This window comes from Sphingobium yanoikuyae (genome assembly GCF_034424525.1).
Classification (GTDB): domain Bacteria; phylum Pseudomonadota; class Alphaproteobacteria; order Sphingomonadales; family Sphingomonadaceae; genus Sphingobium; species Sphingobium yanoikuyae.
Map to the genome: position 1 here is coordinate 1,128,671 of NZ_CP139979.1, position 22,076 is coordinate 1,150,746.

A 22,076-nucleotide genomic window follows, 5' to 3' on the forward strand; every position below is an offset into this window, starting at 1 on the left:
GTCGGCTAGCGCGCCGGGCGATGCAAGCGCCGGGCGGATCGCATTGGCGAAATATTAAGTGTTGCGCCGCACGGTAAACAGTTCAGTATTCATTGTGACAGTTAAGTTGCGGGGGCGGCTTGGAAAACGGAGAATTGTTGGCTGACCTGGGGGAACGGTCGGGCGACATAGCATTGCAATGCAGCGAGACCGCTGGATTTCTGGGCGAGGTGAACCGCCGGATCCAGGGCGATTCGGCGCGCCTGTCGGACCTGCAGGCGAACATGCAGACGCTGACCGCAAGCCAGAATGAGAGCGTGGCGGCCGCCCAGGAACTGAGCCTCACCGCCGGGCGCGCCGGGCGCATCATTGCCGAGGGGCATGATGTCATCACCCTGTCGCTGGGCGAGGTGGCGGGGCTGGTCGAACATGTCACCGGCCTTGAAGGCCATCTGCGCCAGTTCCTACAGGTGATCGAGGCGGTCGGCGGCATTTCCGACCAGCTCGGCACGATCGCCCGCCAGACTCGCCTGCTGGGTGTCAACGCCGCGATCGAGGCAGCGCGCGGCGGCGAGGCAACGATGGGCTTTGCCGTGGTGGCGGAGGAAATCCGGCGGCTTGCCGAGCAGGCGGCCGAATCCTCGGCCTCGGTCGGCAGCAAGCTTGGCCAGCTCGACCGCGATGCCCGGCATCTGATCGGCGGGGTGGAGGCGAATATCCAGCGCGGCCGCGACGTCGGCACCCATATCGACCAGCTGCGTTTGTCGCTGGCCGAAATCGCCTCGCTGGTGACCCAGTTCGGCGAGCGCTCCAGTGCGATCGTCGCCTGCACCGACGAGGCGGACGCCCATGTCGCGGCGCTGGATCAGGGGCTGGCACTGTTCGGCCGCTCCTCGACCGAGAGCGCGGGGCGTGTCGACATGGCCCGCGACAAGATCGAGACGCTGGAGAGCCTGGCCAACGACATGCTCAACACAGCGGCGCAGAGCAGGCTGCGCACCCGCAACAGCCATTATATCGCGCTGGCCGAGGATGGCGCGGCGGAGGTCGCGGCGCTGATCGAGGATGCACTGGCCCGCGGCGAACTGTCGCAACAGGCGCTGTTCGATCGCAGCCATCGACCGATCGCGGGATCTGAACCGACCCAATATCAGACCGGTTTCACCGCCTATGCCGATCTGCGGGTGCGGCCGTTGCTCGACCGCCATACCGCGAAGGACGCGACCATCATCGGCTGCTGCCTGATCGACATGGACGGCTATCTGCCCACCCATATCAGCGCGCGCAGCCAGCCGCAGCGCATCGGCGATCCGCGCTGGAACATGGAACATGCCCGCAACCGGCAAATCTTCATGGACGCCCAGACCCGCCGCGCGCTCGACGGCGACGATGATTTCTACCTCTTCACCTATCGCCAGAATCTGGGGGAGGGGCGCTACCGGGCACTGCGCAGCGTGTTCGTGCCGCTGCGCTTCGCCGGCCGCCGCTGGGGCCTGTATGAGGTCGGCTATCTGATCTGATCGACGCGCCTTATGCCATGGATCAGCGAGACCAGCACGAAGGAGATGATCATCAGCAGATACCAGGCGCCCAGCTTCATCAGGCTGACCATCTCCCAACCATGGCGCTGGCTGGGGTAGGTCCAGGCATTGGCGAAGGTGCCGATATTCTCCGCCAGCCAAATGAACAGCGCGACCAGGAAGAAGCCGAGCAGCAATGGCATCCGTCGTGGCTCGCGCCAGGGCGTGAACCAGATCCAGCTGCGCCCGAACAGCAGAATGGCGGCAGCGAACAGGGCGATCCGCACATCGGGCAGCCAGTGATGGGCGAAGAAATTGACATAGATGGCGCTCGCCAGCAGCACCGTCGTCCACGCCGGTGGATAGCGGCTGAACCCGAAGTCGAAGATGCGCCAGACCCGCGCAATATAGCTGCCGACGGCCGCATACATGAAGCCGGAAAAGAGCGGCACGGGGCCGATATGGAGCAGGCTGGCCTCCGGATAGACCCAGCTTCCCGCATGGGTCTTGAACAATTCCATGATCGTGCCGATCAGGTGGAAGGCACAGATCACTAGTGCCTCACGCGGACTTTCCAGCCGCAGGGCCAGCATCGCGATCTGGATCGCGATCGCCGACAGGGTCAGGAAATCATAGCGATGCAGCGGCGCGCCGGCGGGATAGAAAAGATGGGTCGCGAGCAGCAGGGCCAGCATCAGTCCGCCGAACAGGCAGGCCCAGCCCTGTTTGAAGCCGAACAGCAGGAACTCATAGGCCCAGGCGCGCGGCCCCGCCGCGACGCGGACCGATTCCAGATGGGCGCGTATCCGCGCAAAGCGGGTCGCGCCCGTGGGGTCGTTCATGTCCCGATGTCTAGCGCGCCATGGCCCGGACGCCAATCATTCCGGCCCCGACGAAAGGGCTTTGCAGCGCGCGCATGATCGTTAAGCTGACGGAACGACAAAAAATGAGGAGAGGCTGCCGATGGCGGGACGGCGATGGACGCGGGGTGCGGCTTTGGCGCTGCTCGGCGCGTCGGGCGCGGCGCTGGGGACCGATACGCCCCAGCAGGCCGAGGACGAGATCATCGTGATCGCCGCCCGGATGAAGATCATCAACATCGAATATGCGCTTCGTGGCCCCTGGCTCAAGGCCTGTAATCTCGACGGGACGACCGGCACGCCGGCCGCCGACCGCCGACCGGGCGATCTGCATATTATTGCAGCAATGCCTGCTCGACGGGAAGACAAGGCGCGAAGAGGCCAAGCAATGCGTCAATGCCCGGATCGATGATCTCGCCAGTCATCGTGGAACATTGCCGGCGCTGGTGAGCGAAGCCGCGCTTGAAACCTCCGCTGCCGGACAGGATGCGCAAGCGGACGAAGGCGGAAAATCCGACGCGATCATCGTCACCGGCGCGCGCCATGTCATCAATCCTGGCCTGTGGCGCTTTACCGAGATCGGCACCTATGTGAGCAGCATGTCCGGACATCATCCTCCCGGCACCCGCCAGTGGGAGGCGTGCATCCCCGATCGCCGCGATGACCTGGCGATCCGCTATGCCGTGGAGGGCCCGCCCCTGCCGGCTGGAACCGGTGGCCCGCATGGATGCCGCCAATGGCGGGTCACTGTGTCAGGGCGCAAATTCGAGGGGCGACTATATTGCGGCCGTGCGCATGGCGGCTTTTCCTATGGCAGGATGAACGGAACGGTCACCGGCGATGCGCTGGAGGCATCTGCCGAACACAAGACTGTTGGCGGACGCGGGCCGCGCGGGAAGGGACCCGAGAAGCCGCGCTTCTTCGGGAGCCTGAAGACCGAATTGTCGGGGGAGCGCGTCGGCGTGTGCCCCGGTCGCTGATCGGAAGCGAAAGGGCGCTCCGGATAATGTCCGGAGCGCCCAGCATTTTCTAAAACCGCCTCAGTTGGGCTTGCGCGCGCCCTGGCTGATCGTAACCTCGCCATTGGCGGCATAGAGTGCCGTGGCTTCGGCTTGGGCGGTCTGGGGATCCTTGCCGTCCAGGATCGCGGCGATCTGGCGGCCGCTGGGCACCTTGTCATAGACGCCGTAAAGATCGGTCTGGCCGACCATATGGATCGACAGTTGATAGCCAAGGTCGCGGGTGGCGGGATCGAAGGCGAGGACGGTGCCGCTATCGTCGACCGGCACGATGATCGCGCCACCGCTGCGCCCCGTCTGCTGCAGCATGTCATAGCTGCCCTGCGCGGTCTGGACGGTGCCGCGAATGCACAGATTATCCTTGCCCTCGCGCGGGATGCGGACTTCCTGCGGCACGGGCTGGCCGGCGGTGCCGCTGGGCACGGCCTTGGTCAGGCGGGCGTCGCCGCCATCGCCGGTCGGGCAGGCGCCGAAGCTGGCGGGGCCGGTCGCGTGAAGGCTTGTCGTATCGTCGAATTTTAGGCCGGCCAGCATGCCGTCCAATCCGGCCAGCACTTCGGCGCGGCGTTCGGTCGGCCCGGTGACGCGCAGCTTCACCATCCAGCGTCCGGCATGGGCGAAGGCGGCGGCCGTCGTCAGCGCGCCATCGGCGGCATCGTCATAGACGGCGCGGATCGCCGTGCCCGCGCGGCCGCCGGCGGCGACGCTGTCATAGGCGGTGCGATGGGTCTTGCCGCCGAACCGCTCCATAACCGCCTTGTCGGTCATGTAAGCGGCGAGTGAAGCGTCGGCATAGGCGGGCAGATAGACATAGAGGGTCGCCTGGATGGCGCCATCCTGCGAAATATATTGGGCATAATTGTCGATGCCCTTGCCGCCGTTCGATACTTCGCCGCTCTTGGTCAGCGACAGGCTGCCGACCGTCTGCGGCAGGCTGATGCCGGCGGCGGTGGCACGTATGGCAGTATCACTGGGCGTCCATGCCTCGATATCGTCCGCCGCCTGCGCCAGCGAGGGCAGAGCCAGGCAGAGGGCCATCGAACATAGGAACAACGCACGTCGGGGCATTGGCATCCTCTCTCTCGATCCAGACCGTCTTGGCGCGGCCTTGAATGACAGAGGATCAGAAAATCACGGATTCCGCAGGGGCGCAAGCCGCCTTCACGCTGCCGGTGCTATTTGCCCCGGAAATTGCGACAATTGCGGGCCGTGACAGGCCCATTGCTGTGCAGCATCGGTCCGGATGACGCCTTCGGCCACGATCAGGCCGGGTTCGCCCAATGTCAGGATCGCGATTCGGCCAGGTTGGACGGCGGCCTCAGCGCCCCTGGCGCCGCGCCATGAAGGCCAGGCGCTCGAACATCATGATGTCCTGCTCATTCTTGAGCAGCGCGCCGTGCAGCGGCGGGATCGCCTTGGTCGGATCGGCATTCTGCAGCACGTCGAGCGGCATGTCCTCGTTCAGCAGCAGTTTCAGCCAGTCGAGCAGTTCGGATGTGCTGGGCTTCTTCTTGAGGCCGGGCACTTCACGAATGTCGTAGAAAATGTCCATCGCCCGGCTGACCAGCATCTTCTGGATGCCGGGGAAATGGACATCAACGATCGCCTGCATCGTCTCGCGATCCGGGAATTTGATATAGTGGAAGAAACAACGGCGCAGGAAGGCGTCGGGCAGTTCCTTCTCGTTGTTCGAGGTGATGATGACGACCGGCCGTTCCTTGGCCGCGACCGTCTCGCCGGTCTCATAGACATGGAAGGCCATGCGATCGAGTTCCTGCAACAGGTCGTTGGGAAATTCGATATCGGCCTTGTCGATCTCGTCGATCAGCAGGACGGGCAGGGTGGGGGAGGTGAAGGCCTCCCACAGCTTGCCCTTGCGGATATAGTTGGCGATGTCATGGACCCGCTCGTCACCCAGTTGGCCGTCGCGCAGGCGGGCAACCGCATCATATTCATACAGGCCCTGACGCGCCTTGGTCGTCGACTTGACGTTCCATTCGATCAGGGGGGCGTTAATGGCCTTGGCGATTTCCTGGGCCAGCACGGTCTTGCCGGTGCCCGGTTCGCCCTTCACCAGCAGCGGCCGGCGCAGCAGCACGGCGGCATTGACCGCGACCTTCAGATCGTCGGTGGCGACATAATCCTGGGTGCCTTCAAAGCGCATGGCTCTCTTCCGCTCCATCATTGCTGGAGGACCGGACTAGGCAAAGCGGGATTGGGGCGCAACGCGTTTGTGCGTTGCGGCAAGCGGTGGGGCGATGGATCAGGCCGGCTGTTGCCGGCGGATGGCGGCGCGCGCCTCCAGCACATCCCACAGGCCACGATGCTGCGCCAGGAGTTGGCGCATGCCGAACTGGATCGCGCGATCAACGGCCGGATCGCCACCAATGGCGCGCGCCACGTCCAGCGTTGCTCGATGATCGGGCAAAGAGCAGGGAACCGGTTCGATGCCCGCACGAAGCGCGGCAATGTCCAGCAGCTTGCGCACGGCGCGCCAGTCCAGCACCAACGCGATCGCTGCGCCCATGGCGCAACCGCGCCGGTCGGACTGGGCCAGCATGTCGAGCGCATGGCGCTGCTGACTGACGATGGTTTCGCAACTGCTCTGGCCCGCCGTGCTGGGGGCGGGGCCTGCGGCCACGGTGACCTGGGTCAGATAGGCGCGCTCCCGCGCAAAGGCGTCGGCGGCCTCGATCAGCCAGCGGCGCGCGGCATTGTCGACCGAGCGGGTGGCGGCATGGTCGATCACGCCGGGATGGCGACCATGGAGCAGGCAGAGATAATAGGCGGCATCGGCAAGGTCGGGCAGGCCAAGGCCATCGCGCGAGCGGGCATCCTGGCTCGCCTGGGCCAGATAGCTGTGGCTATAGCTGCCATCGGCCCGAACCAGCATGTCCAGGATTTGCGCAATATCGTCGCCCCGGCGCAGCGCCGTCACTTCGCTCATAGAAATTTCCCTGTGGCAACGGCGTAAGGGGCGCCGCTGGGCACAATCTAGGGCAAGGTGCGTAAACGCCGGGTTAAACTTGTCGCTTCGGCTGGTCGCAAATGTGGCACCAATGGTCTAGGCCGTTATGGTTAACAAATGATGCTATCGTCTTGAAAAACAAAAGGCCCGGCTGGAATGTCCGGCCGGGCCCTTGTTTGAAGCGATAATCTGACCGGATTTACTGGTCCAGGAAGCTGCGCATCTTGCGGCTGCGGCTGGGGTGCTTGAGCTTGCGCAGCGCCTTCGCCTCGATCTGGCGGATACGCTCGCGGGTCACGCTGAACTGCTGGCCCACTTCCTCCAGCGTATGGTCGGTGTTCATGCCGATGCCGAAGCGCATGCGCAGCACGCGTTCCTCGCGCGGGGTCAGGCTGGCAAGGACGCGGGTAACCGTTTCCTTGAGGTTCGCCTGGATCGCGGCATCCACCGGGATGATCGCATTCTTGTCCTCGATGAAATCGCCGAGGTGGCTGTCTTCCTCGTCGCCGATCGGCGTTTCGAGCGAGATCGGCTCCTTGGCGATCTTCATCACCTTGCGGACCTTTTCGAGCGGCATCGACAGGCGCTCGGCCATTTCCTCCGGCGTGGGCTCGCGGCCCTGCTCGTGCAGGAACTGGCGGCTGGTGCGGACCAGCTTGTTGATCGTCTCGATCATGTGGACCGGGATGCGGATGGTCCGCGCCTGATCCGCGATCGAACGGGTGATCGCCTGACGGATCCACCAGGTGGCGTAGGTGCTGAACTTGTAGCCGCGGCGATACTCGAACTTGTCCACCGCCTTCATCAGGCCGATATTGCCTTCCTGGATAAGGTCCAGGAACTGCAGGCCGCGGTTCGTGTACTTCTTCGCGATGGAGATAACGAGGCGCAGGTTTGCCTCGACCATTTCCTTCTTCGCGATGCGCGCCTCACGCTCGCCCTTCTGCACCATGTTCACGATGCGGCGGAATTCGCTGAGCGACATGCCGGTCGCCTGGGCGATCTCGCTCACCTCGTTGCGGATGCGCTCGACCGCGCGGCCTTCGGCAGCGGCAAAGGCGGCCCATTTCTTGTCGAGGCCCTGCACCTTTTCCAGCCAGGCATCGTCCAGCTCATGGCCCATATAGCGCTCAAGGAAGTCCTTGCGGCTGACCTTGTGGCGTTCGGCCAGGCGCAGCATCTGGCCACCCAGCGCGGTCAGGCGCCGGTTATAGGCATAGAGCTGGTCAACCAGATATTCGATCTTCTGCTGGTGGAACTGAACGCTCTCGACCTCGGCGGTCAGCTGCTCGCGCAGCTCATGATAGCTGTCCTCGGCCTTCTGGCTCAGGCTCTCGCCATTGGCCATGGCGACCATGCGCGATTCCTGGGCCTTGGAGAAGGCGCGGAAGATTTCGGTGATGGTCGCGAACTTCTCCAGCGCCATCGGCTTCAAAGTCTCTTCCATCTGGGCGAGGGACAGGGTGTTGTCCTCTTCCTCGTCCTCTTCGCGGCGGGCGCGGGGCGCACCATCCTCGTCCTCGTCGCCGTCGGCGGATTCCTCCTCCGGCTCTTCCTCTTCCTTGAAGCTGGGACCGGCGGTCTTCTCGCTGATCTCGCCATCATCATCCTCGGCGCCTTCCTCCATATTTTCAGGAGCAGGATCCTTGGACAGCATGGCGTCGAGATCGAGGATCTCGCGCAGCTGCATCTCGCCATTGTTGAGCGCGGTCGACCATTCGATGATCGCGTTGAAGGTGGTCGGGCTTTCGCACAGACCCAGGATCATCGTGTCGCGGCCGGCCTCGATGCGCTTGGCGATGGCGATTTCGCCCTCGCGGCTGAGCAGTTCGACAGCGCCCATCTCGCGCAGATACATGCGCACGGGATCGTCGGTGCGATCGACCGTTTCCTTCTTCTTCTCGGTGACGAGCTTGGGGCCGTCATCGTCGCTCGAATCATCGTCGGCGTCGTCGGCTTCCTCGCGCTCGCGCTGCTCGTCGCCGTCTTCGCTCGCCTCTTCATTCTCGACGATGTTGACGCCCATCTCGTTGAGCGCCGACATGATGTCCTCGATCTGCTCGGAGGACATCTGGTCCTGCGGCAGGGCGTCGTTCAGTTCGTCATAGGTGATGTAGCCGCGCTTCTTCGCGCGGGCGATCAGCTTCTTGACGGACGCTTCGTTGAGGTCGAGCAGGGGGGCATCGCCATCCTCGCCATCGCCCATCCCGCCATTCTTGCTGTTCGCCTTGGTCGCCATCTATTCGCCTTAACTCCGTCGTCCCGACAGGAACGAGCCTCAATCAAACAATGTCTTCGGACTGCGCCAGTTCCGCCAGGCGGCTGTCGTGATCGGCTTTCAGCGCGCGGATGCGCTGCTGTTCAGCGAAATTCTCTTCGCTGAAGTCGCTCTCGAACCGTCTAGTAGCCTCCGCCAGCGCCGTTTCCAGCTCCGGTCCTTGCGCCATCACCCGGATGGCCTCGTCCAGGTCGCGTTGCACGCGACTGGGGTCGGTTGTCATCCTATGTGGGGTGAATGTGAACGTATCGGCCCGGAGCATCCCCTTAGCCATATTATACAAGTCACCTTGCCCCAATATGGTAAGGAGGGCCTGCGTTTCAACTGTTTCTTTGCGGAAGGATGCGGCGATCATCGCATCCAGCAATTGCGCCAGCGCCGGATCGCCGATTCGCAGGCCTGACAGCGTCTCGCGGTGCAGGATAATCTGCTTCGGATCGCGCAGCAGGCTGGCCAAAATCGCCCGCAGCAGCCGATGTTCCATGCCGTTTGCGCCGATCTCCCGCGCCTCGTTGCCGGCGGGCGGGACGGGGGGCTTCCAATTGCCCTTCTTGTCGCGCTGCCAGCCGGCGCGGCTGTCACCGCCACCGGAGCCGCGCGGGGCACGCTGGCCGCCGCCAAACCGATCCGGCCGGGCAAAGAAGAGCGCATCATAACGCTCCCGGAATGTCTGGGCATAGAGCGCGCGGACATCGGGATGCTGGATCGAGTCACTATGGGCGGCTAGCCGCTGCTTGAGCGCCGCCTTCTGCTCGGGCGTGTCGAGCGGACCGACTTTCTGCTCATGCTCCCACAGGCGATCGACCAGCGGCTGGGCGCCAGCCAGCACGGCGTCCATCGCGCGCGGCCCCTCGGCGCGGAGCAGGTCGTCGGGGTCTTGCCCGGCGGGCAGGGTGGCGAAGGCCAGGCTGTGACCAGGGCGCAGCAGGGGGAGGGCGCGGGTCGCCGCGCGGATCGCCGCCTTCTGCCCGGCCGCATCGCCGTCGAAGCACAATATCGGCACCTCGACCATCTTCCACAGCCGCTCGATCTGATGCTCGGTCAGCGCCGTGCCGAGCGGCGCGACGGCGTCGCCGAAACCGGCCTGGGCGAGCGCGATCACATCCATATAGCCCTCGACCACGATCACCCGGCCGCTCTGCCGGCTGGCGGGAGAGGCGCGGTCGATATTGTAGAGGGTCCGCCCCTTGTCGAAGAGCGGCGTGTCGGGCGAATTCAGATATTTGGGTTCGCCTTGGCCGATGATGCGGCCGCCAAAGGCGATCACCCGTCCGCGAATGTCGCGGATCGGCAGCATGAGACGACCGCGGAACCTATCGTATGTGTCACGTTCGCCGTCAGGGGCGATGAGCAAGCCGGCCTCGACCAGCATCGGCTCGCCAAATTCCTTGAGCGCGCCTTTCAGCTTCCCGCGCGAATCCGGCGAATAGCCAAAGCCGAACGTGCGCCGGGTCGCATCGCTGATGCCGCGCTTGGCGAGATAGGCGCGGGCGTCGCCGCCGTCGATGCCCGCCAGTTGCTCCTCGAAGAAGCCCTGCGCTGCGCCCATTGCGTCATGCAGCCCTTTGGCCTGCTCGGCGCGCTTGGCCGCACGCGGATCGGCTGCGGGCACCTCCATGCAGGCGGTCGCGGCCAGTTCCTTCACCGCCTCCATGAAAGGCAGGCCGCGCTGATCGGTCATCCAGCGGATCGCATCGCCATGCGCGCCGCAGCCGAAGCAGTGATAAAAGCCCTTCTCGTCGTTGATCGTGAAGCTGGGCGTCTTCTCGTTATGGAAGGGGCAGCAGGCCTTATATTCGCGGCCCGCCTTCTGCACCTTCACGGTCTTGCCGATCAACGTCGAAAGCGACGTCCGCGCGCGCAGTTCGTCCAGCCATTGGGGCGTGAGGGTCATCTAATTAAAGCCCCTCCCTTCCAAGGGAGGGGTTGGGGTGGGTGATCTTCTGCCTTTCCGGCATGGCGCGGGCACGATCCAGAATGACGCTCAGCACGCCTTCCAGATTGTCCCGAATGTCGAAGTTGGAGAAGCGCAAAACCAGATAGCCCTGATGTGCAAGGTCAAAGTCTCTATCTCGATCCTTGATAGCATCATGGCTATCATCATCGACTTCTATGATGAGGCCGAGGAGGGGGCAGAGAAAGTCACAGATATAGGGTTCGATCACGGCTTGTCGGCGGAATTTGAAGCCTTCCAGCTGGGAGCCGCGTAGGGCGCCCCAAAGGCGGCGTTCATATTCCGTAGGCTCCCGCCGCATCTCGCGCGCAAATTGACCGAGTCTCGCATTGATGCGCAGCGCCATCACCCACCCCAACCCCTCCCTTGGAAGGGAGGGGTTATTATGTCAGTATCGCACGCGCATGTCAGCCCAGCGAAAGGTCAGCTCAGCGCCGCCTTCACCAGCCCGCTCGCCTTGCTCATGTCGATCACGGCGCCATGGCGTTCCTTGAGCACGGCCATCACCTTGCCCATGTCCTTGACGCTTTCCGCGCCGATCTCGGCCTTGATGCCCTCGATCGCGGCGCGGGTCTCGTCCTCGCTCAGCTGCGCCGGCAGGAAGGTTTCGATCACGTCCAGCTCGGCCTGTTCCTTGGCGGCCAGTTCGTCGCGGCCGCCGCTCTTGAACATGTCGATCGATTCGCGGCGCTGCTTCACCATCTTCTGCAGCACCTCGACCACGACGGTGTCGTCGTCGGGCACATTGCTGGCGGTGCGCAGTTCGATGTCGCGATCCTTGAGCTTGGCCAGGATCAGGCGCACGGCAGCCAGGCGATCCTTGTCGCCGGCCTTCATGGACTCCACTTGGGCGCTCTTGATGGTGTCGCGAATCATGGGCGAATTAATCCTGTTTCTCGGGAAAGGAGTAGATATAATGCGAAAAGAGATTTTTAACAGACGTTGACCTTCACGCGTTGCGGGAATAGGTGACCGGCCGTTTAACCCGCACCAGACGGGTTCCCGCAAAAGCATAAAGGACCGCAGACCATGGCTGACGCCAAAACCCTCATTGTGCCCAAAGGAGCGACAGGGGTATTGGTTTTTGCCGATGGCTCCGCCGTCTTCGGTCGCGGCTTCGGCGCGGTCGGCGACGCGGTCGGTGAACTCTGCTTCAATACCTCGATCACCGGCTATCAGGAGATCATGACCGATCCCTCCTATGCCGGGCAGATCATCACCTTTACCTTCCCGCATATCGGTAATGTCGGCACCAATCTCGACGACGTCGAAGCCGACAGCCCCTATGCGCTGGGCTGCATCGTGCGCCAGGACGTCACCGCGCCCAGCAATTTCCGCAATGTCGAACCGTTCGACCAGTGGATGAAGGAAAAGGGCCGCATCGGCCTTGCCGCTGTCGACACCCGCGCGCTGACTAGGCTGATCCGCGAGAAGGGCGCCCCCAACGTCGTCATCGCCCATGATCCCGACGGCAATTTCGACATCGCCGCGCTCGCGGCCAAGGCGGCTGCCTGGCCCGGCCTTGAAGGCATGGACCTCGCCATCGAAGTCACGGGCAAGGAAAGCCGCCTGTGGAAGGACGGCATCTGGACCATCGGCCATGGCTATGGCGTCAATGAAGCGGGGGAGGAACGCCCCCATGTCGTTGCCATCGATTATGGTGCGAAGAACAACATCTTCCGCAATCTGGTGAAGGCCGGCGCGCGCGTCACCGTGCTGCCCGCCACCGCGAGCTTCGATCAGGTCAAGGCGCTCGATCCCGACGGCGTGTTCCTGTCGAACGGCCCTGGCGATCCGGCCGCGACCGGCGAATATGCCGTGCCGGTGATCCAGCAGGTACTGGCCGCCGACATTCCCGTCTTCGGCATCTGCCTCGGCCACCAGCTGCTTGGCCTCGCCGTCGGCGCCAAGACGATCAAGATGCATCAGGGCCATCGCGGCGCCAACCATCCGGTCAAGCGCCTGTCGGACGGCCTGGTCGAGATCACCAGCATGAACCATGGCTTCGCCGTCGATGTCGACACGCTGCCGGCCAATGCGCGCTCGACCCATGTCTCGCTGTTCGACGGCAGCAATTGCGGCATCGAACTCACGGACAAGAATGCCTTTTCGGTCCAGTATCACCCCGAAGCCTCGCCCGGCCCGCAGGACAGCTTCTACCTGTTCAAGAAGTTCGTCGATGGCCTCAAGGGCGCGGTCGCCGCGTGAGCCAGAACCTGCCCCCGGTTGACGAAGCGCGCCTTGCCGCAGAGTGGGAGGCGGACAGGCAAGTCCTCGGCAATCTCAAGCGCAATGGCGACGTCGCGCGTCTCGCGCGGCCCGTGGATGTCAGCTTCCGGGGCAGCGAGAAGGATTTCGAGCGCGTCCTGACCATCGCCAGCCAGTTCGGCTTCGTCGAACTGGACCGCGAGGAAGATGAGGAAGGCGACCTGTTCCTGTTCCTGGAATGCGTGCAGCCGGTCGACGAAGCCTCGATCCGCGCGCTGACCCGGAAATGCCTCCAGATCGAAATTCTCTGCGGCGTCGAATATGACGGCTGGGGCTGCGAGGCGCAGGCGGGGGGCGTGCATTGATGGCAAACCGCGATCAGATCGAACTGGCGAAGGAAACCTTGAACGTCTTCGCTGATCGAGGCGAAGATTTCGGCGATGCCCGTCATGTCCTTCATTTTATGTACGGCGGAAACTTCGAAGCGTTAGGCGCTTCGCTCCGTGAACTAGGTTACGCGGTAAAGCCGACAGTCAATGCAGATGGTATTATCGCCGAGCGACATGAAGCCATCGGCGAAGAATGGCGAACTACGACTCTGGCAGCGCTGTGCGACCTCTGTGACAGCTACGGCGTTGAATATGATGGCTGGGAGGCTGCAATGATGCGTCAACCTCCAGCGCCCGAACCATCGAAGCCAATCGGCTTTTTCCCCAAGATTTTTGGTAAGAAGAAATAAGATGCCCAAACGCACTGACATCTCCTCCATCCTCATCATCGGCGCTGGTCCGATCATCATCGGCCAGGCGTGCGAGTTCGATTATTCGGGCACGCAGGCGGTCAAGGCGCTGAAGGAAGAGGGCTATCGCATCATCCTGGTGAATTCCAACCCGGCCACCATCATGACCGATCCGGAATTTGCCGACGCGACCTATGTCGAGCCGATCACGCCCGAAATCGTGGCGAAGATCATCGAGAAGGAGCGGCCCGATGCGGTGCTGCCGACGATGGGTGGCCAGACCGCGCTGAACACCGCGCTGGCGCTGTTCAACGACGGCACGCTGGAGAAATATGGCGTCCAGATGATCGGCGCCGACGCTGAAGCCATCGACAAGGCGGAGGACCGGATCAAGTTCCGCGATGCCATGGACAAGATCGGCCTGGAATCGGCCCGCTCGCGCATCGCCCACACCATGGAAGAGGCGATGGAAGCGCTGGAGTTCACCGGCCTTCCCTCGATCATCCGTCCCAGCTTCACCATGGGCGGCACCGGCGGCGGCATTGCCTATAATCGCGACGAGTTCATGAACATCGTCCGCGGCGGCCTGGATGCCTCGCCGACCACCGAAGTCCTGATCGAGGAATCGCTCCTCGGCTGGAAGGAATATGAGATGGAAGTCGTGCGCGATCGCAACGACAATTCCATCATCATCTGTTCGATCGAGAATGTCGATCCGATGGGCGTCCATACCGGCGACTCCATCACCGTCGCGCCGGCGCTGACGCTGACCGACAAGGAATATCAGATCATGCGCAACGCCAGCCTGGCGGTGCTGCGCGAGATTGGCGTCGAAACCGGCGGTTCCAACGTCCAGTTCGCGGTCAATCCCAAGGATGGCCGCCTGGTCGTCATCGAGATGAACCCGCGCGTGTCGCGCTCTTCGGCGCTCGCGTCGAAAGCGACCGGCTTCCCGATCGCCAAGGTCGCAGCGAAGCTGGCCGTGGGCTATACGCTCGACGAGATCGAGAATGACATTACCGGCGCGACCCCGGCCTCGTTCGAGCCGACCATCGACTATGTCGTGACCAAGATCCCGCGCTTCGCCTTCGAAAAGTTCAAGGGTGCCGAGCCGCTGCTGGGCACCGCCATGAAGTCGGTCGGCGAAGTCATGGCGATCGGCCGCAACATCCATGAATCGATGCAGAAGGCGCTGCGCGGTCTGGAAACCGGCCTGTCCGGCTTCAACCAGGTCGATCATCTGGTCGGCGCGCCCAAGGACGACATCATCGCCGCCCTGGCACAGCCGACGCCCGATCGTCTGCTGGTCGCCGCGCAAGCCCTTCGTGAAGGTCTGACCGTCGCGGAAATCCACAATATCGCCAAGTTCGACCCCTGGTTCCTGGAGCGCCTGAAGGAAATCGTCGAGGCCGAGAATGAGGTGCTGGAACATGGCCTGCCGCGCGATGCGGATGGCATGCGCCGGCTCAAGGCCATGGGCTTTTCCGACAAGCGTCTCGCCTGGCTGGCGCTCAAGTCCGCCAATCTGCGGGGCAATGAGCGCGGCGTCGCCCGCGGCAGCGGCCTGATCCACGATGCCGTCGTCGCCATGACCGGCGGCGTGACCGAGGACGAAGTGCGCAGCCTGCGCCACAAGCTGGGCGTGCGTCCGGTGTTCAAGCGCATCGACACCTGCGCCGCCGAGTTCGAGGCGAAGACGCCCTACATGTACTCGACCTATGAAGCCCCGATCTTCGGCGAGCCGGAGAATGAGGCGCAGCCCAGCGACCGCAAGAAGGTCGTCATCCTGGGTGGTGGTCCGAACCGCATCGGCCAGGGTATCGAGTTCGACTATTGCTGCGTCCATGCCTGCTTTGCGCTGAGCGAAGCCGGCTATGAGACGATCATGGTCAACTGCAACCCGGAAACCGTGTCGACCGACTATGACACGTCCGACCGCCTCTATTTCGAGCCGCTGACGGCCGAAGACGTGCTGGAAATCTTGGCAGTAGAAATGTCAAAGGGGACGCTGGCCGGCGTGCTGGTGCAGTTTGGCGGCCAGACGCCGCTCAAGCTCGCGCAGGCACTGGAAGATGCCGGCATCCCGATCCTGGGCACCAGCCCGGACGCGATCGACCTGGCCGAGGACCGCGAGCGCTTCGCCGCGCTGATCGACAAGCTGAAGCTGCGCCAGCCGGCCAACGGCATTGCCCGCAGCCGCGAGGAGGCGATCGCGGTCGCCAACCGCATCGGCTATCCGGTGCTGATGCGTCCGTCCTACGTCCTTGGCGGTCGCGCCATGGAAATCGTCGACGGCCAGGCCCAGCTCGAAGAATATATCACCACCGCCGTGCAGGTGTCGGGTGACTCCCCGGTGCTGATCGACCAGTATCTGCGTGATGCGGTCGAGGTCGACGTCGATGCACTGTGCGATGGCGACGATGTGGTCGTCGCCGGCGTGCTGCAGCATATCGAGGAAGCCGGCGTTCACTCCGGTGACTCCGCCTGCTCGCTGCCGCCCTACAGCCTGTCGGACGAGGTGATTGCCGAGATCGAGCGTCAGACCGAAGTGCTGGCCCGTGCCCTGTCGGTCCGTGGCCTGATGAACATCCAGTTCGCGGTCAAGGATGGCATCGTCTATCTGATCGAGGTCAATCCGCGCGCCAGCCGGACCGTGCCCTTCGTCGCCAAGGCGATTGGCACCCCGATCGCCAAGATCGCCTCGCGCGTCATGGCCGGTGAAAAGATCAAGGATCTGCCCAGGATCGATCGCAACGCGATCGACCATGTCGCGGTCAAGGAAGCCGTCTTCCCGTTCAACCGCTTCCCCGGCGTCGACCCCGTGCTCTCGCCGGAAATGAAGAGCACCGGCGAAGTCATGGGCATCGACAGCAATTTCGCGACCGCCTTTGCCAAGGCGCAGCTGGGTGCGGGCACTGTGCTGCCGACCAGCGGCACCGTCTTCGTGTCGGTCAAGGACAGCGACAAGCCGGTGATCCTGCCGGCGGTGCAGAAGCTGGCGGGCATGGGCTTCACCATCATCGCGACCGGCGGCACTGCCACTTATCTGGAAGGTCAGGGGATCGCCGTCGAGCATGTGAACAAGGTGGCCGAAGGGCGCCCGCACATCGTCGACCGGATCACCGATGGCGACGTGCAGCTGATCTTCAACACCACCGAAGGCTGGCAGTCCCTGAAGGACAGCAAGGCGATCCGCACCAGTGCTCTACGCGCAAAGATTGCAAGTTTCACCACCGCGACCGCCAGCGTCGCTGCGGCGGACGCAATCGAGGCTTTGCGGGACCGCGCCCTTGAAGTGCGCTCGCTCCAGTCCTATTATCCTGGGTCGCACGCCTGATCCCCTTCACCAGGAAGCATGCTGCGGGTGGCGCCACGTTCGGCGCCGCCAAAGGGAAGTTTTGACGAAGGATTTGCAATAATGGCGACCGTCGAGAAGATGCCGATGCTGCAGGTGGGCTATGACAAGCTCAATGCGCAGCTCCGCGAACTGAAGGCCGAGCGCCCTCTGATCGTGGACGCCATCGAGGAAGCTCGTGCCCACGGCGACCTGTCGGAAAATGCCGAATATCACGCCGCCAAGGAACGGCAGGGGCAGGTCGAGGCAACGATTTCCGACCTGGAAGACAAGCTGTCGCGCGCCCAGATCATCGATCCGACCACTCTGTCGGGTAACAAGATCGTGTTCGGCGCGACCGTGACCCTGCTGGACGAGGATGACAAGCCGGTCAAATATCAGATCGTGGGCCAGGCCGAGGCGGACGCCAAGGCGGGCATGATCAGCTATAACAGCCCGCTGGGCCGTGCGCTGATCGGTCGCGAGGTCGGTGACGAGGTGGAAGTGTCGGTCCCGTCGGGCGACAAATTCTACCTGGTCGACAAGATCGCGTTCATCTGATCCCGTGAAACTGCCTGCCGGACGCACGACCAACGCGATTGCGCTGGTCACGTTCGCCCTGTTCCTGTTGCTGCTGGCAACCGGGCAGATCGACAATGCGGCCTTGCTGGGCGGGTTCATGCCCGCCCGCATCGGCAACCCCGGCTTGCTGGACGGCATGGCGGCGGTGCCGTGGTGGCTGACGCCGCTCAGTTGCACCTTGGTGCATGCCGGCTGGCTGCATATCGGCTTCAACCTGTTGATGCTGCTTTTCTGCGGGCGGCAGGTCGAGCATGTGCTGGGCCGCACCGGCACGCTGATCCTCTATGTCGCCGGTGCCTATGCCGCCTGCTTCGCCCAATGGGCGATCACGCCGGAATCGGTCAATCCGATGGTCGGGGCGAGCGGCGCCATTTCCGCGATCATCGCCACCTATGCGCTGCTTTACAGCCAGCAACAGGTGCGGCGGATCGGGCCGTTGTCGGCCAATTTCGTGCGGGTGCTGTGGCTGGCAGCCGCCTGGATCGCGATCCAGTTGATGATCGGCGTGGCGACGGCGGCGGGATTGGGCGATCTGGGTCAGATCGCGATTGCCGCGCATATTGGCGGCTTCCTGGCAGGGCTAGCCCTGACCCGGCCCTTGCTGCGCTGGCGGTTCCGCAAACGGCCCCAGGCTATCAACTGATCGTTCGATAAACTGTGTTCGGGCGAAACCGGGGCATGATCCGGTCTCGCCCGAAACGGGTCATCAGGCTGCCGGCAGCTCAGGCTCCAGCAGACGGTGCAGATGGACGATCACATAACGCATTTCGGCGTCATCGACGGTGCGCTGCGCCGCGCCGCGCCAGGCCTTTTCGGCCGAGGCATAGTCAGGGAAGACGCCAACCAGGTCGACCTTGCTCAGGTCCTGGAATTCCAGCGTCTGCGGGTTGGTTACGCGGCCGCCCATCACCAGATGCATCTTGCTCATGGCGTTATATGTTCTCCTTTGACTGATCGCGGTGCCTTAGCATCGTCCCTGCGATCCGCCAAGGAAAGCGGCCTGTGTGTCGATTGCGTTTGCGGCAATCGCGATTAGCTTTTCGGCAATCGCGCCTTGATCGCGTCGCCCAGCGCCTCGACGCGGGTGGAGACGAGCGCGACCAGCTCGTCCGCCAGCTTCGATGCCTTGCCGCCAAGATCGGCCGATGCCGCAGCGTCACGGGCCGCTGCAGCGGTGTCGCTGGCGCTTTCCTTCGCGCTCGACAACGCATGGCTTGCCGTTTCGCGGGCCTTGCTCAGCACTTCGCCGGCATTGTCCCGCGCACTCGCCAGTGCTTCGCCAGCATTATGGCGCAGCGACTCGCTATTCTCGCTCGCGGCGGTGCGGGCAGTGGCGGCCGCCTCCAGCACGCGGGCGCCGGCGGTGGCGGCCAGACCCGGCAACGCCTTCATCACCTTACGGCTCTTGGGGAACATCCAGGCGATGACCGCACCGGCCGCCACCGCGCCGGCCACAGCCGCAACCGGATGCTCCTGAATGATCTCGTTGGCGCGGGCAGCGACCCGCTGGCCCCGATCGCGCGCGTCGCCATAGGCTTCACTCGCCTTGTCCTTGCCGGTCTGGATCAGTTCGCCGGCGCTTTCGCGCGCCTTGCCGGTGCTGTCCTTGATCATGTCGGTTGCGCTGCCGGCGGCGTCATTGGCCGCTTCGCGGACGCGGGTCAGTTGGGCGCGGATGTCAGCCATCATCAATCTCCGAAATTTCCGTGTTACGGTTCCTCAGTCGAACGAACAGGCGTCCGAAAAGTGCCGTGAGGGGGCGGCGGAAGAGAAACAGGCCGATGCCGGTTGCCGCCGCGCCGGTGGCAACCGGCCGCTGGCGCACCTTGGCACCGACATAGGCGATGCCGTCGAGCGCAGTCGCCGTGATCTTCGCCTCGACATCGGCCTTTAGCCGATCGGGCGCGATCCGCGCCTGGGCATCGGCAAGGCTCAGGACCGCCTTGCTGCGCAGATGCGCCGCGCGTTCGGTCGCTTCGCGATAGGCCTGTTCCCGGCTCATGACTTGATCGTCTTCAACATATGGCTGATCTGTCCCTTGGCCAGCAGCAGCAGCAGGACGGCAATCAGTACGGCACCGCCGAACACTGCCAGCGTGGCCCAGAGCGGCCCGATCATCGCGGACAGCGCAATCACCAATCCGATCAACAGGGTGACGATCGCGGCGAACAACAGCATCAGGGCCACGATCCCCAGGATCGCGGCGTTGCGGACGCCGGCACCGGCGATGCCGGCGCGCAGCTTCTGCCGCTCGACCTCCGCCTGCGCATAGGCGCGGCCATCGGTGTAGAGGCGGGCGAATGTCGCGCGGACAGACTCCTCATTCCCCTCGGTCTGCGGCGTTGCCACCGTATCCGCTGGTTCCTGCGTCAATTGCCCCTCCGCCCCGTGAACCGGGGCCTGCGGTTAGCCGTCACGATAATCCTGTCTTGCGTCCGTCAGGCGTCGCTGTCGGACGATCCTTTGGCAAGGCGCATCAGCACGAAGCCGACCACGGCGGCAGCGCCGATGGCAACGGCCGGGCTCTTGCGCACGAAATCACGCGCCTCGGTCATCAACTGGTCGACGTCCTTGCTATCCAGCGTATCTGCGGCACTGGCCACCGATTCCGCCGCCTGGCGGGCATAATCGCCATATTGCGGGCCAAGCTTCGCATCGACCGTGCCGGCGGTGTCTGCAATCAGCTTCGACAGGCTCTGCATGGCGGAACCGGTCTTGTCCTTGGCACTGCTCGCCGCAGACTTTGCGGTCTTGCCGGCCTGCTCCTTGATCGGGTCGATATGCGCCTTCCAGTCGACCGAATTGATCTTGTCGGTTGCTGCCTTGGCGGCCTTTTCGGCCTGCGCCTTGATCGGCGCAATCTGTGCTGACCAGCCATGGGCTGCCCCGTTTCCGGGCTTTGCGGGAGCCTTGCGGGTGGCAGCCTTCTTCACCGGCGCGGCCTTGACGGCCGGGGTGGAGGCCTTGGTCGACGCCGGCTTCGCCTTGGCGGCAACCGCCTTCTTCACGCGCTTGACGGGCGGGGTTTCCGGGGTGTCGGCCATTGTCCAAAGTCTCCCTAAAGCTCAACCTCATGGTCCCGCGCGAGGCGGGCTGTCATGATCCTAATGCTTGGCGGCGGCCTACAGTTCCGGCGCCGTTACTATTTTGAGCATCGGCATTTTTTGTCCGATGGCAAGTCCCCCGGATTGCCAAGTTTGGGGCTGCTGGCTAAGCGGGGCCGCGAAAAGGCCGCCCGGCGCCTGTCCGGGCCCAGATCAGGGAGCGATCATGACCGCCATTCTCGATATCCACGCCCGCCAGATTCTCGACAGCCGCGGCAATCCGACCGTCGAAGTCGATGTGATGCTGGAAGATGGCAGCTTCGGCCGCGCCGCCGTGCCCTCGGGTGCGTCGACCGGTGCCTATGAGGCGGTCGAAAAGCGCGACGGCGACAAGAGCAAATATCTGGGCAAGGGCGTGCTGGCCGCTGTCGCCGCCGTCAATGACGAAATTGCCGAGCAGCTCATCGGCCTCGATGCCGAGGACCAGGGCGAAGTTGATGCCGCGATGATCGCGCTCGACGGCACCGAGAACAAGTCGCGTCTGGGCGCCAACGCGATCCTGGGCGTGTCGCTGGCCACTGCCAAGGCGGCCGCCGACGCGCGCGGCCTGCCGCTCTATCGCTATGTCGGCGGCGTCTCCTCGCATGTCCTGCCGGTGCCGATGATGAACATCATCAACGGTGGCGAGCATGCCGACAACCCGATCGACTTCCAGGAATTCATGATCATGCCGGTCGGTGCGGAGAGCATCGCCGACGCCGTGCGCATCGGTTCGGAAATCTTCCACACCCTCAAGAAGGGCCTGCACGACAAGGGGCTGGCCACTTCGGTCGGTGACGAGGGCGGCTTTGCCCCCAACATCGCCTCGACCCGCGATGCGCTCGACTTCATCATGCTGTCGGTCGAAAAGGCAGGATACAAGCCCGGCGACGACGTCGTGCTGGCGCTGGACTGTGCCGCGACCGAATTCTTCAAGAACGGCAAGTACGAGATTTCGGGCGAAGGCCTGTCGCTCTCGCCGGTCGAAATGGCCGATTATCTCGCCGCGCTGGCCGCCGACTATCCGATCAAGTCGATCGAGGATGGCATGAGCGAGGATGATTTCGAGGGCTGGAAGGCGCTGACCGACAAGATCGGTGACAAGGTCCAGTTGGTCGGCGACGATCTGTTCGTCACCAACCCGGCCCGCCTGTCGATGGGCATTGGCAAGGGACTGGCCAACTCGCTGCTGGTGAAGGTCAACCAGATCGGCACGCTGTCGGAAACGCTCGCCGCCGTCGATATGGCGCATCGTGCCCGCTACACGGCGGTCATGTCGCACCGTTCGGGCGAGACCGAGGATTCGACCATTGCCGACCTCGCCGTCGCCACCAATTGCGGTCAGATCAAGACCGGCTCGCTCGCTCGTTCGGACCGGCTTGCCAAGTATAATCAGCTGATCCGCATCGAGGAAGAACTGGGCGACATGGCGGTCTATGCCGGTCGTTCGATCTTCCGCTGATCCACGGCTGATTTCAGGTTAGGGATTCGGCTGGTCGCATCGGGCATGTTTTTGCTTGCGACCAGTCGAATCCTGTGATTCAAGCGATTC

General features: G+C 63.7%; 23 protein-coding genes. 10 read left to right on the forward strand and 13 right to left on the reverse strand.

Annotated features, from left to right (window positions below; translation table 11 throughout):
- Nucleotides 1–134: 134 nt before the first annotated feature.
- Nucleotides 135–1,499: a methyl-accepting chemotaxis protein gene (locus tag U0025_RS05255; protein WP_174320757.1), complete on the forward strand. Its 1,365-nt coding sequence runs from the start codon at nucleotides 135–137 to the stop codon at nucleotides 1,497–1,499.
- On the opposite strand, the gene U0025_RS05260 is transcribed toward U0025_RS05255, so the two are convergent.
- Nucleotides 1,487–2,341, reverse strand: coding sequence for a DUF817 domain-containing protein (locus U0025_RS05260; RefSeq protein WP_004211757.1), 855 nt, complete (start codon nucleotides 2,339–2,341; stop codon nucleotides 1,487–1,489). The genes U0025_RS05255 and U0025_RS05260 overlap by 13 nt on opposite strands.
- Nucleotides 2,342–2,495: 154 nt before the next feature.
- Between U0025_RS05260 and U0025_RS05265 the strand changes: the two genes are divergently transcribed.
- Both U0025_RS05265 and U0025_RS05270 read left to right on the forward strand, forming a co-directional pair.
- Complete coding sequence (locus tag U0025_RS05265) at nucleotides 2,496–2,771, forward strand: hypothetical protein (protein WP_218916891.1); 276 nt, start codon at nucleotides 2,496–2,498, stop codon at nucleotides 2,769–2,771.
- A 34-nt stretch (nucleotides 2,772–2,805) separates the two neighbouring features.
- Nucleotides 2,806–3,339 carry a DUF3617 domain-containing protein gene (locus U0025_RS05270; RefSeq protein ID WP_004211759.1) on the forward strand — a complete coding sequence of 178 codons (534 nt, stop codon included), beginning with the start codon at nucleotides 2,806–2,808 and terminating at the stop codon, nucleotides 3,337–3,339.
- 60 nt (nucleotides 3,340–3,399) lie between these two features.
- Here U0025_RS05270 and U0025_RS05275 read toward each other — a convergent pair whose 3' ends face one another.
- The 7 genes from U0025_RS05275 to U0025_RS05305 all read right to left on the reverse strand — a co-directional run bounded on the left by U0025_RS05275 (nucleotide 3,400) and on the right by U0025_RS05305 (nucleotide 11,454).
- Complete coding sequence (locus U0025_RS05275) at nucleotides 3,400–4,446, reverse strand: hypothetical protein (protein WP_004211761.1); 1,047 nt, start codon at nucleotides 4,444–4,446, stop codon at nucleotides 3,400–3,402.
- Nucleotides 4,447–4,696: 250 nt separating this feature from the next.
- Nucleotides 4,697–5,542, reverse strand: coding sequence for an AAA family ATPase (locus U0025_RS05280; RefSeq protein WP_004211763.1), 846 nt, complete (start codon nucleotides 5,540–5,542; stop codon nucleotides 4,697–4,699).
- Between the two features lie 99 nt (nucleotides 5,543–5,641).
- Nucleotides 5,642–6,325: a DUF6975 family protein gene (locus U0025_RS05285; protein ID WP_004211764.1), complete on the reverse strand. Its 684-nt coding sequence runs from the start codon at nucleotides 6,323–6,325 to the stop codon at nucleotides 5,642–5,644.
- Nucleotides 6,326–6,545: 220 nt separating this feature from the next.
- A complete protein-coding gene (rpoD, locus tag U0025_RS05290; protein ID WP_004211766.1) occupies nucleotides 6,546–8,585 on the reverse strand; it encodes an RNA polymerase sigma factor RpoD in 2,040 nt (679 codons plus the stop codon).
- A gap of 43 nt (nucleotides 8,586–8,628) precedes the next feature.
- Nucleotides 8,629–10,518: a DNA primase gene (gene dnaG, locus U0025_RS05295; RefSeq protein ID WP_004211768.1), complete on the reverse strand. Its 1,890-nt coding sequence runs from the start codon at nucleotides 10,516–10,518 to the stop codon at nucleotides 8,629–8,631.
- Nucleotides 10,519–10,522: 4 nt separating this feature from the next.
- Nucleotides 10,523–10,924 (reverse strand): endonuclease domain-containing protein, encoded by a 402-nt coding sequence (locus tag U0025_RS05300; RefSeq protein WP_004211769.1) that lies wholly within the window; start codon nucleotides 10,922–10,924, stop codon nucleotides 10,523–10,525.
- Between the two features lie 77 nt (nucleotides 10,925–11,001).
- Nucleotides 11,002–11,454 carry a GatB/YqeY domain-containing protein gene (locus U0025_RS05305; protein WP_004211770.1) on the reverse strand — a complete coding sequence of 151 codons (453 nt, stop codon included), beginning with the start codon at nucleotides 11,452–11,454 and terminating at the stop codon, nucleotides 11,002–11,004.
- A 153-nt stretch (nucleotides 11,455–11,607) separates the two neighbouring features.
- Between U0025_RS05305 and carA the strand changes: the two genes are divergently transcribed.
- The 6 genes from carA to U0025_RS05335 all read left to right on the forward strand — a co-directional run bounded on the left by carA (nucleotide 11,608) and on the right by U0025_RS05335 (nucleotide 18,084).
- Nucleotides 11,608–12,786, forward strand: a complete 1,179-nt coding sequence (gene carA, locus U0025_RS05310; protein WP_004211772.1) for a glutamine-hydrolyzing carbamoyl-phosphate synthase small subunit — start codon at nucleotides 11,608–11,610, stop codon at nucleotides 12,784–12,786.
- Complete coding sequence (locus U0025_RS05315) at nucleotides 12,783–13,151, forward strand: ribonuclease E inhibitor RraB (protein WP_004211777.1); 369 nt, start codon at nucleotides 12,783–12,785, stop codon at nucleotides 13,149–13,151. The genes carA and U0025_RS05315 overlap by 4 nt, the downstream gene beginning before the upstream one ends.
- Entirely contained in the window at nucleotides 13,151–13,525 is a 375-nt protein-coding gene (locus U0025_RS05320; protein ID WP_004211780.1) for a hypothetical protein, read from the forward strand. Before U0025_RS05315 ends, U0025_RS05320 begins: the two co-directional genes overlap by 1 nt.
- Nucleotide 13,526: 1 nt before the next feature.
- Nucleotides 13,527–16,862, forward strand: a complete 3,336-nt coding sequence (gene carB / locus U0025_RS05325) for a carbamoyl-phosphate synthase large subunit (RefSeq protein ID WP_004211782.1) — start codon at nucleotides 13,527–13,529, stop codon at nucleotides 16,860–16,862.
- An 81-nt stretch (nucleotides 16,863–16,943) separates the two neighbouring features.
- Nucleotides 16,944–17,420: a transcription elongation factor GreA gene (gene greA, locus U0025_RS05330; protein WP_004211784.1), complete on the forward strand. Its 477-nt coding sequence runs from the start codon at nucleotides 16,944–16,946 to the stop codon at nucleotides 17,418–17,420.
- Nucleotides 17,421–17,424: 4 nt separating this feature from the next.
- Complete coding sequence (locus U0025_RS05335) at nucleotides 17,425–18,084, forward strand: rhomboid family intramembrane serine protease (RefSeq protein WP_004211785.1); 660 nt, start codon at nucleotides 17,425–17,427, stop codon at nucleotides 18,082–18,084.
- Between the two features lie 63 nt (nucleotides 18,085–18,147).
- Here the strand turns inward: U0025_RS05335 and U0025_RS05340 are convergent, their stop codons facing one another.
- The 5 genes from U0025_RS05340 to U0025_RS05360 all read right to left on the reverse strand — a co-directional run bounded on the left by U0025_RS05340 (nucleotide 18,148) and on the right by U0025_RS05360 (nucleotide 20,485).
- Nucleotides 18,148–18,369, reverse strand: coding sequence for a DUF4170 domain-containing protein (locus U0025_RS05340; protein ID WP_004211788.1), 222 nt, complete (start codon nucleotides 18,367–18,369; stop codon nucleotides 18,148–18,150).
- A 104-nt stretch (nucleotides 18,370–18,473) separates the two neighbouring features.
- On the reverse strand, nucleotides 18,474–19,127 hold the full coding sequence (locus U0025_RS05345; protein WP_004211790.1) for a hypothetical protein: 654 nt from the start codon (nucleotides 19,125–19,127) through the stop codon (nucleotides 18,474–18,476).
- Nucleotides 19,120–19,443, reverse strand: coding sequence for a hypothetical protein (locus tag U0025_RS05350; protein ID WP_004211791.1), 324 nt, complete (start codon nucleotides 19,441–19,443; stop codon nucleotides 19,120–19,122). The genes U0025_RS05345 and U0025_RS05350 overlap by 8 nt, the downstream gene beginning before the upstream one ends.
- A complete protein-coding gene (locus U0025_RS05355) occupies nucleotides 19,440–19,814 on the reverse strand; it encodes a phage holin family protein (RefSeq protein WP_004211792.1) in 375 nt (124 codons plus the stop codon). The genes U0025_RS05350 and U0025_RS05355 overlap by 4 nt, the downstream gene beginning before the upstream one ends.
- Before the next feature lie 65 nt (nucleotides 19,815–19,879).
- Complete coding sequence (locus U0025_RS05360) at nucleotides 19,880–20,485, reverse strand: hypothetical protein (protein WP_004211793.1); 606 nt, start codon at nucleotides 20,483–20,485, stop codon at nucleotides 19,880–19,882.
- 226 nt (nucleotides 20,486–20,711) lie between these two features.
- Here U0025_RS05360 and eno point away from each other — a divergent pair, with 226 nt between their 5' ends.
- A complete protein-coding gene (eno, locus tag U0025_RS05365) occupies nucleotides 20,712–21,986 on the forward strand; it encodes a phosphopyruvate hydratase (protein ID WP_004211794.1) in 1,275 nt (424 codons plus the stop codon).
- Nucleotides 21,987–22,076 lie beyond the last annotated feature (90 nt).

Bases quoted from the DNA above. Each gene is read 5' to 3' on its own strand.
- eno (WP_004211794.1), top strand. From the start codon at position 20,712: ATGACCGCCATTCTCGATATCCACGCCCGCCAGATTCTCGACAGCCGC.
- U0025_RS05345 (WP_004211790.1), bottom strand. From the start codon at position 19,127: ATGGCTGACATCCGCGCCCAACTGACCCGCGTCCGCGAAGCGGCCAAT.
- carA (WP_004211772.1), top strand. From the start codon at position 11,608: ATGGCTGACGCCAAAACCCTCATTGTGCCCAAAGGAGCGACAGGGGTA.
- U0025_RS05340 (WP_004211788.1), bottom strand. From the start codon at position 18,369: ATGAGCAAGATGCATCTGGTGATGGGCGGCCGCGTAACCAACCCGCAG.
- greA (WP_004211784.1), top strand. From the start codon at position 16,944: ATGGCGACCGTCGAGAAGATGCCGATGCTGCAGGTGGGCTATGACAAG.
- U0025_RS05360 (WP_004211793.1), bottom strand. From the start codon at position 20,485: ATGGCCGACACCCCGGAAACCCCGCCCGTCAAGCGCGTGAAGAAGGCG.
- U0025_RS05260 (WP_004211757.1), bottom strand. From the start codon at position 2,341: ATGAACGACCCCACGGGCGCGACCCGCTTTGCGCGGATACGCGCCCAT.
- U0025_RS05300 (WP_004211769.1), bottom strand. From the start codon at position 10,924: ATGGCGCTGCGCATCAATGCGAGACTCGGTCAATTTGCGCGCGAGATG.
- dnaG (WP_004211768.1), bottom strand. From the start codon at position 10,518: ATGACCCTCACGCCCCAATGGCTGGACGAACTGCGCGCGCGGACGTCG.
- U0025_RS05320 (WP_004211780.1), top strand. From the start codon at position 13,151: ATGGCAAACCGCGATCAGATCGAACTGGCGAAGGAAACCTTGAACGTC.
- U0025_RS05350 (WP_004211791.1), bottom strand. From the start codon at position 19,443: ATGAGCCGGGAACAGGCCTATCGCGAAGCGACCGAACGCGCGGCGCAT.
- U0025_RS05305 (WP_004211770.1), bottom strand. From the start codon at position 11,454: ATGATTCGCGACACCATCAAGAGCGCCCAAGTGGAGTCCATGAAGGCC.
- U0025_RS05285 (WP_004211764.1), bottom strand. From the start codon at position 6,325: ATGAGCGAAGTGACGGCGCTGCGCCGGGGCGACGATATTGCGCAAATC.
- carB (WP_004211782.1), top strand. From the start codon at position 13,527: ATGCCCAAACGCACTGACATCTCCTCCATCCTCATCATCGGCGCTGGT.
- U0025_RS05280 (WP_004211763.1), bottom strand. From the start codon at position 5,542: ATGCGCTTTGAAGGCACCCAGGATTATGTCGCCACCGACGATCTGAAG.
- U0025_RS05275 (WP_004211761.1), bottom strand. From the start codon at position 4,446: ATGCCCCGACGTGCGTTGTTCCTATGTTCGATGGCCCTCTGCCTGGCT.
- rpoD (WP_004211766.1), bottom strand. From the start codon at position 8,585: ATGGCGACCAAGGCGAACAGCAAGAATGGCGGGATGGGCGATGGCGAG.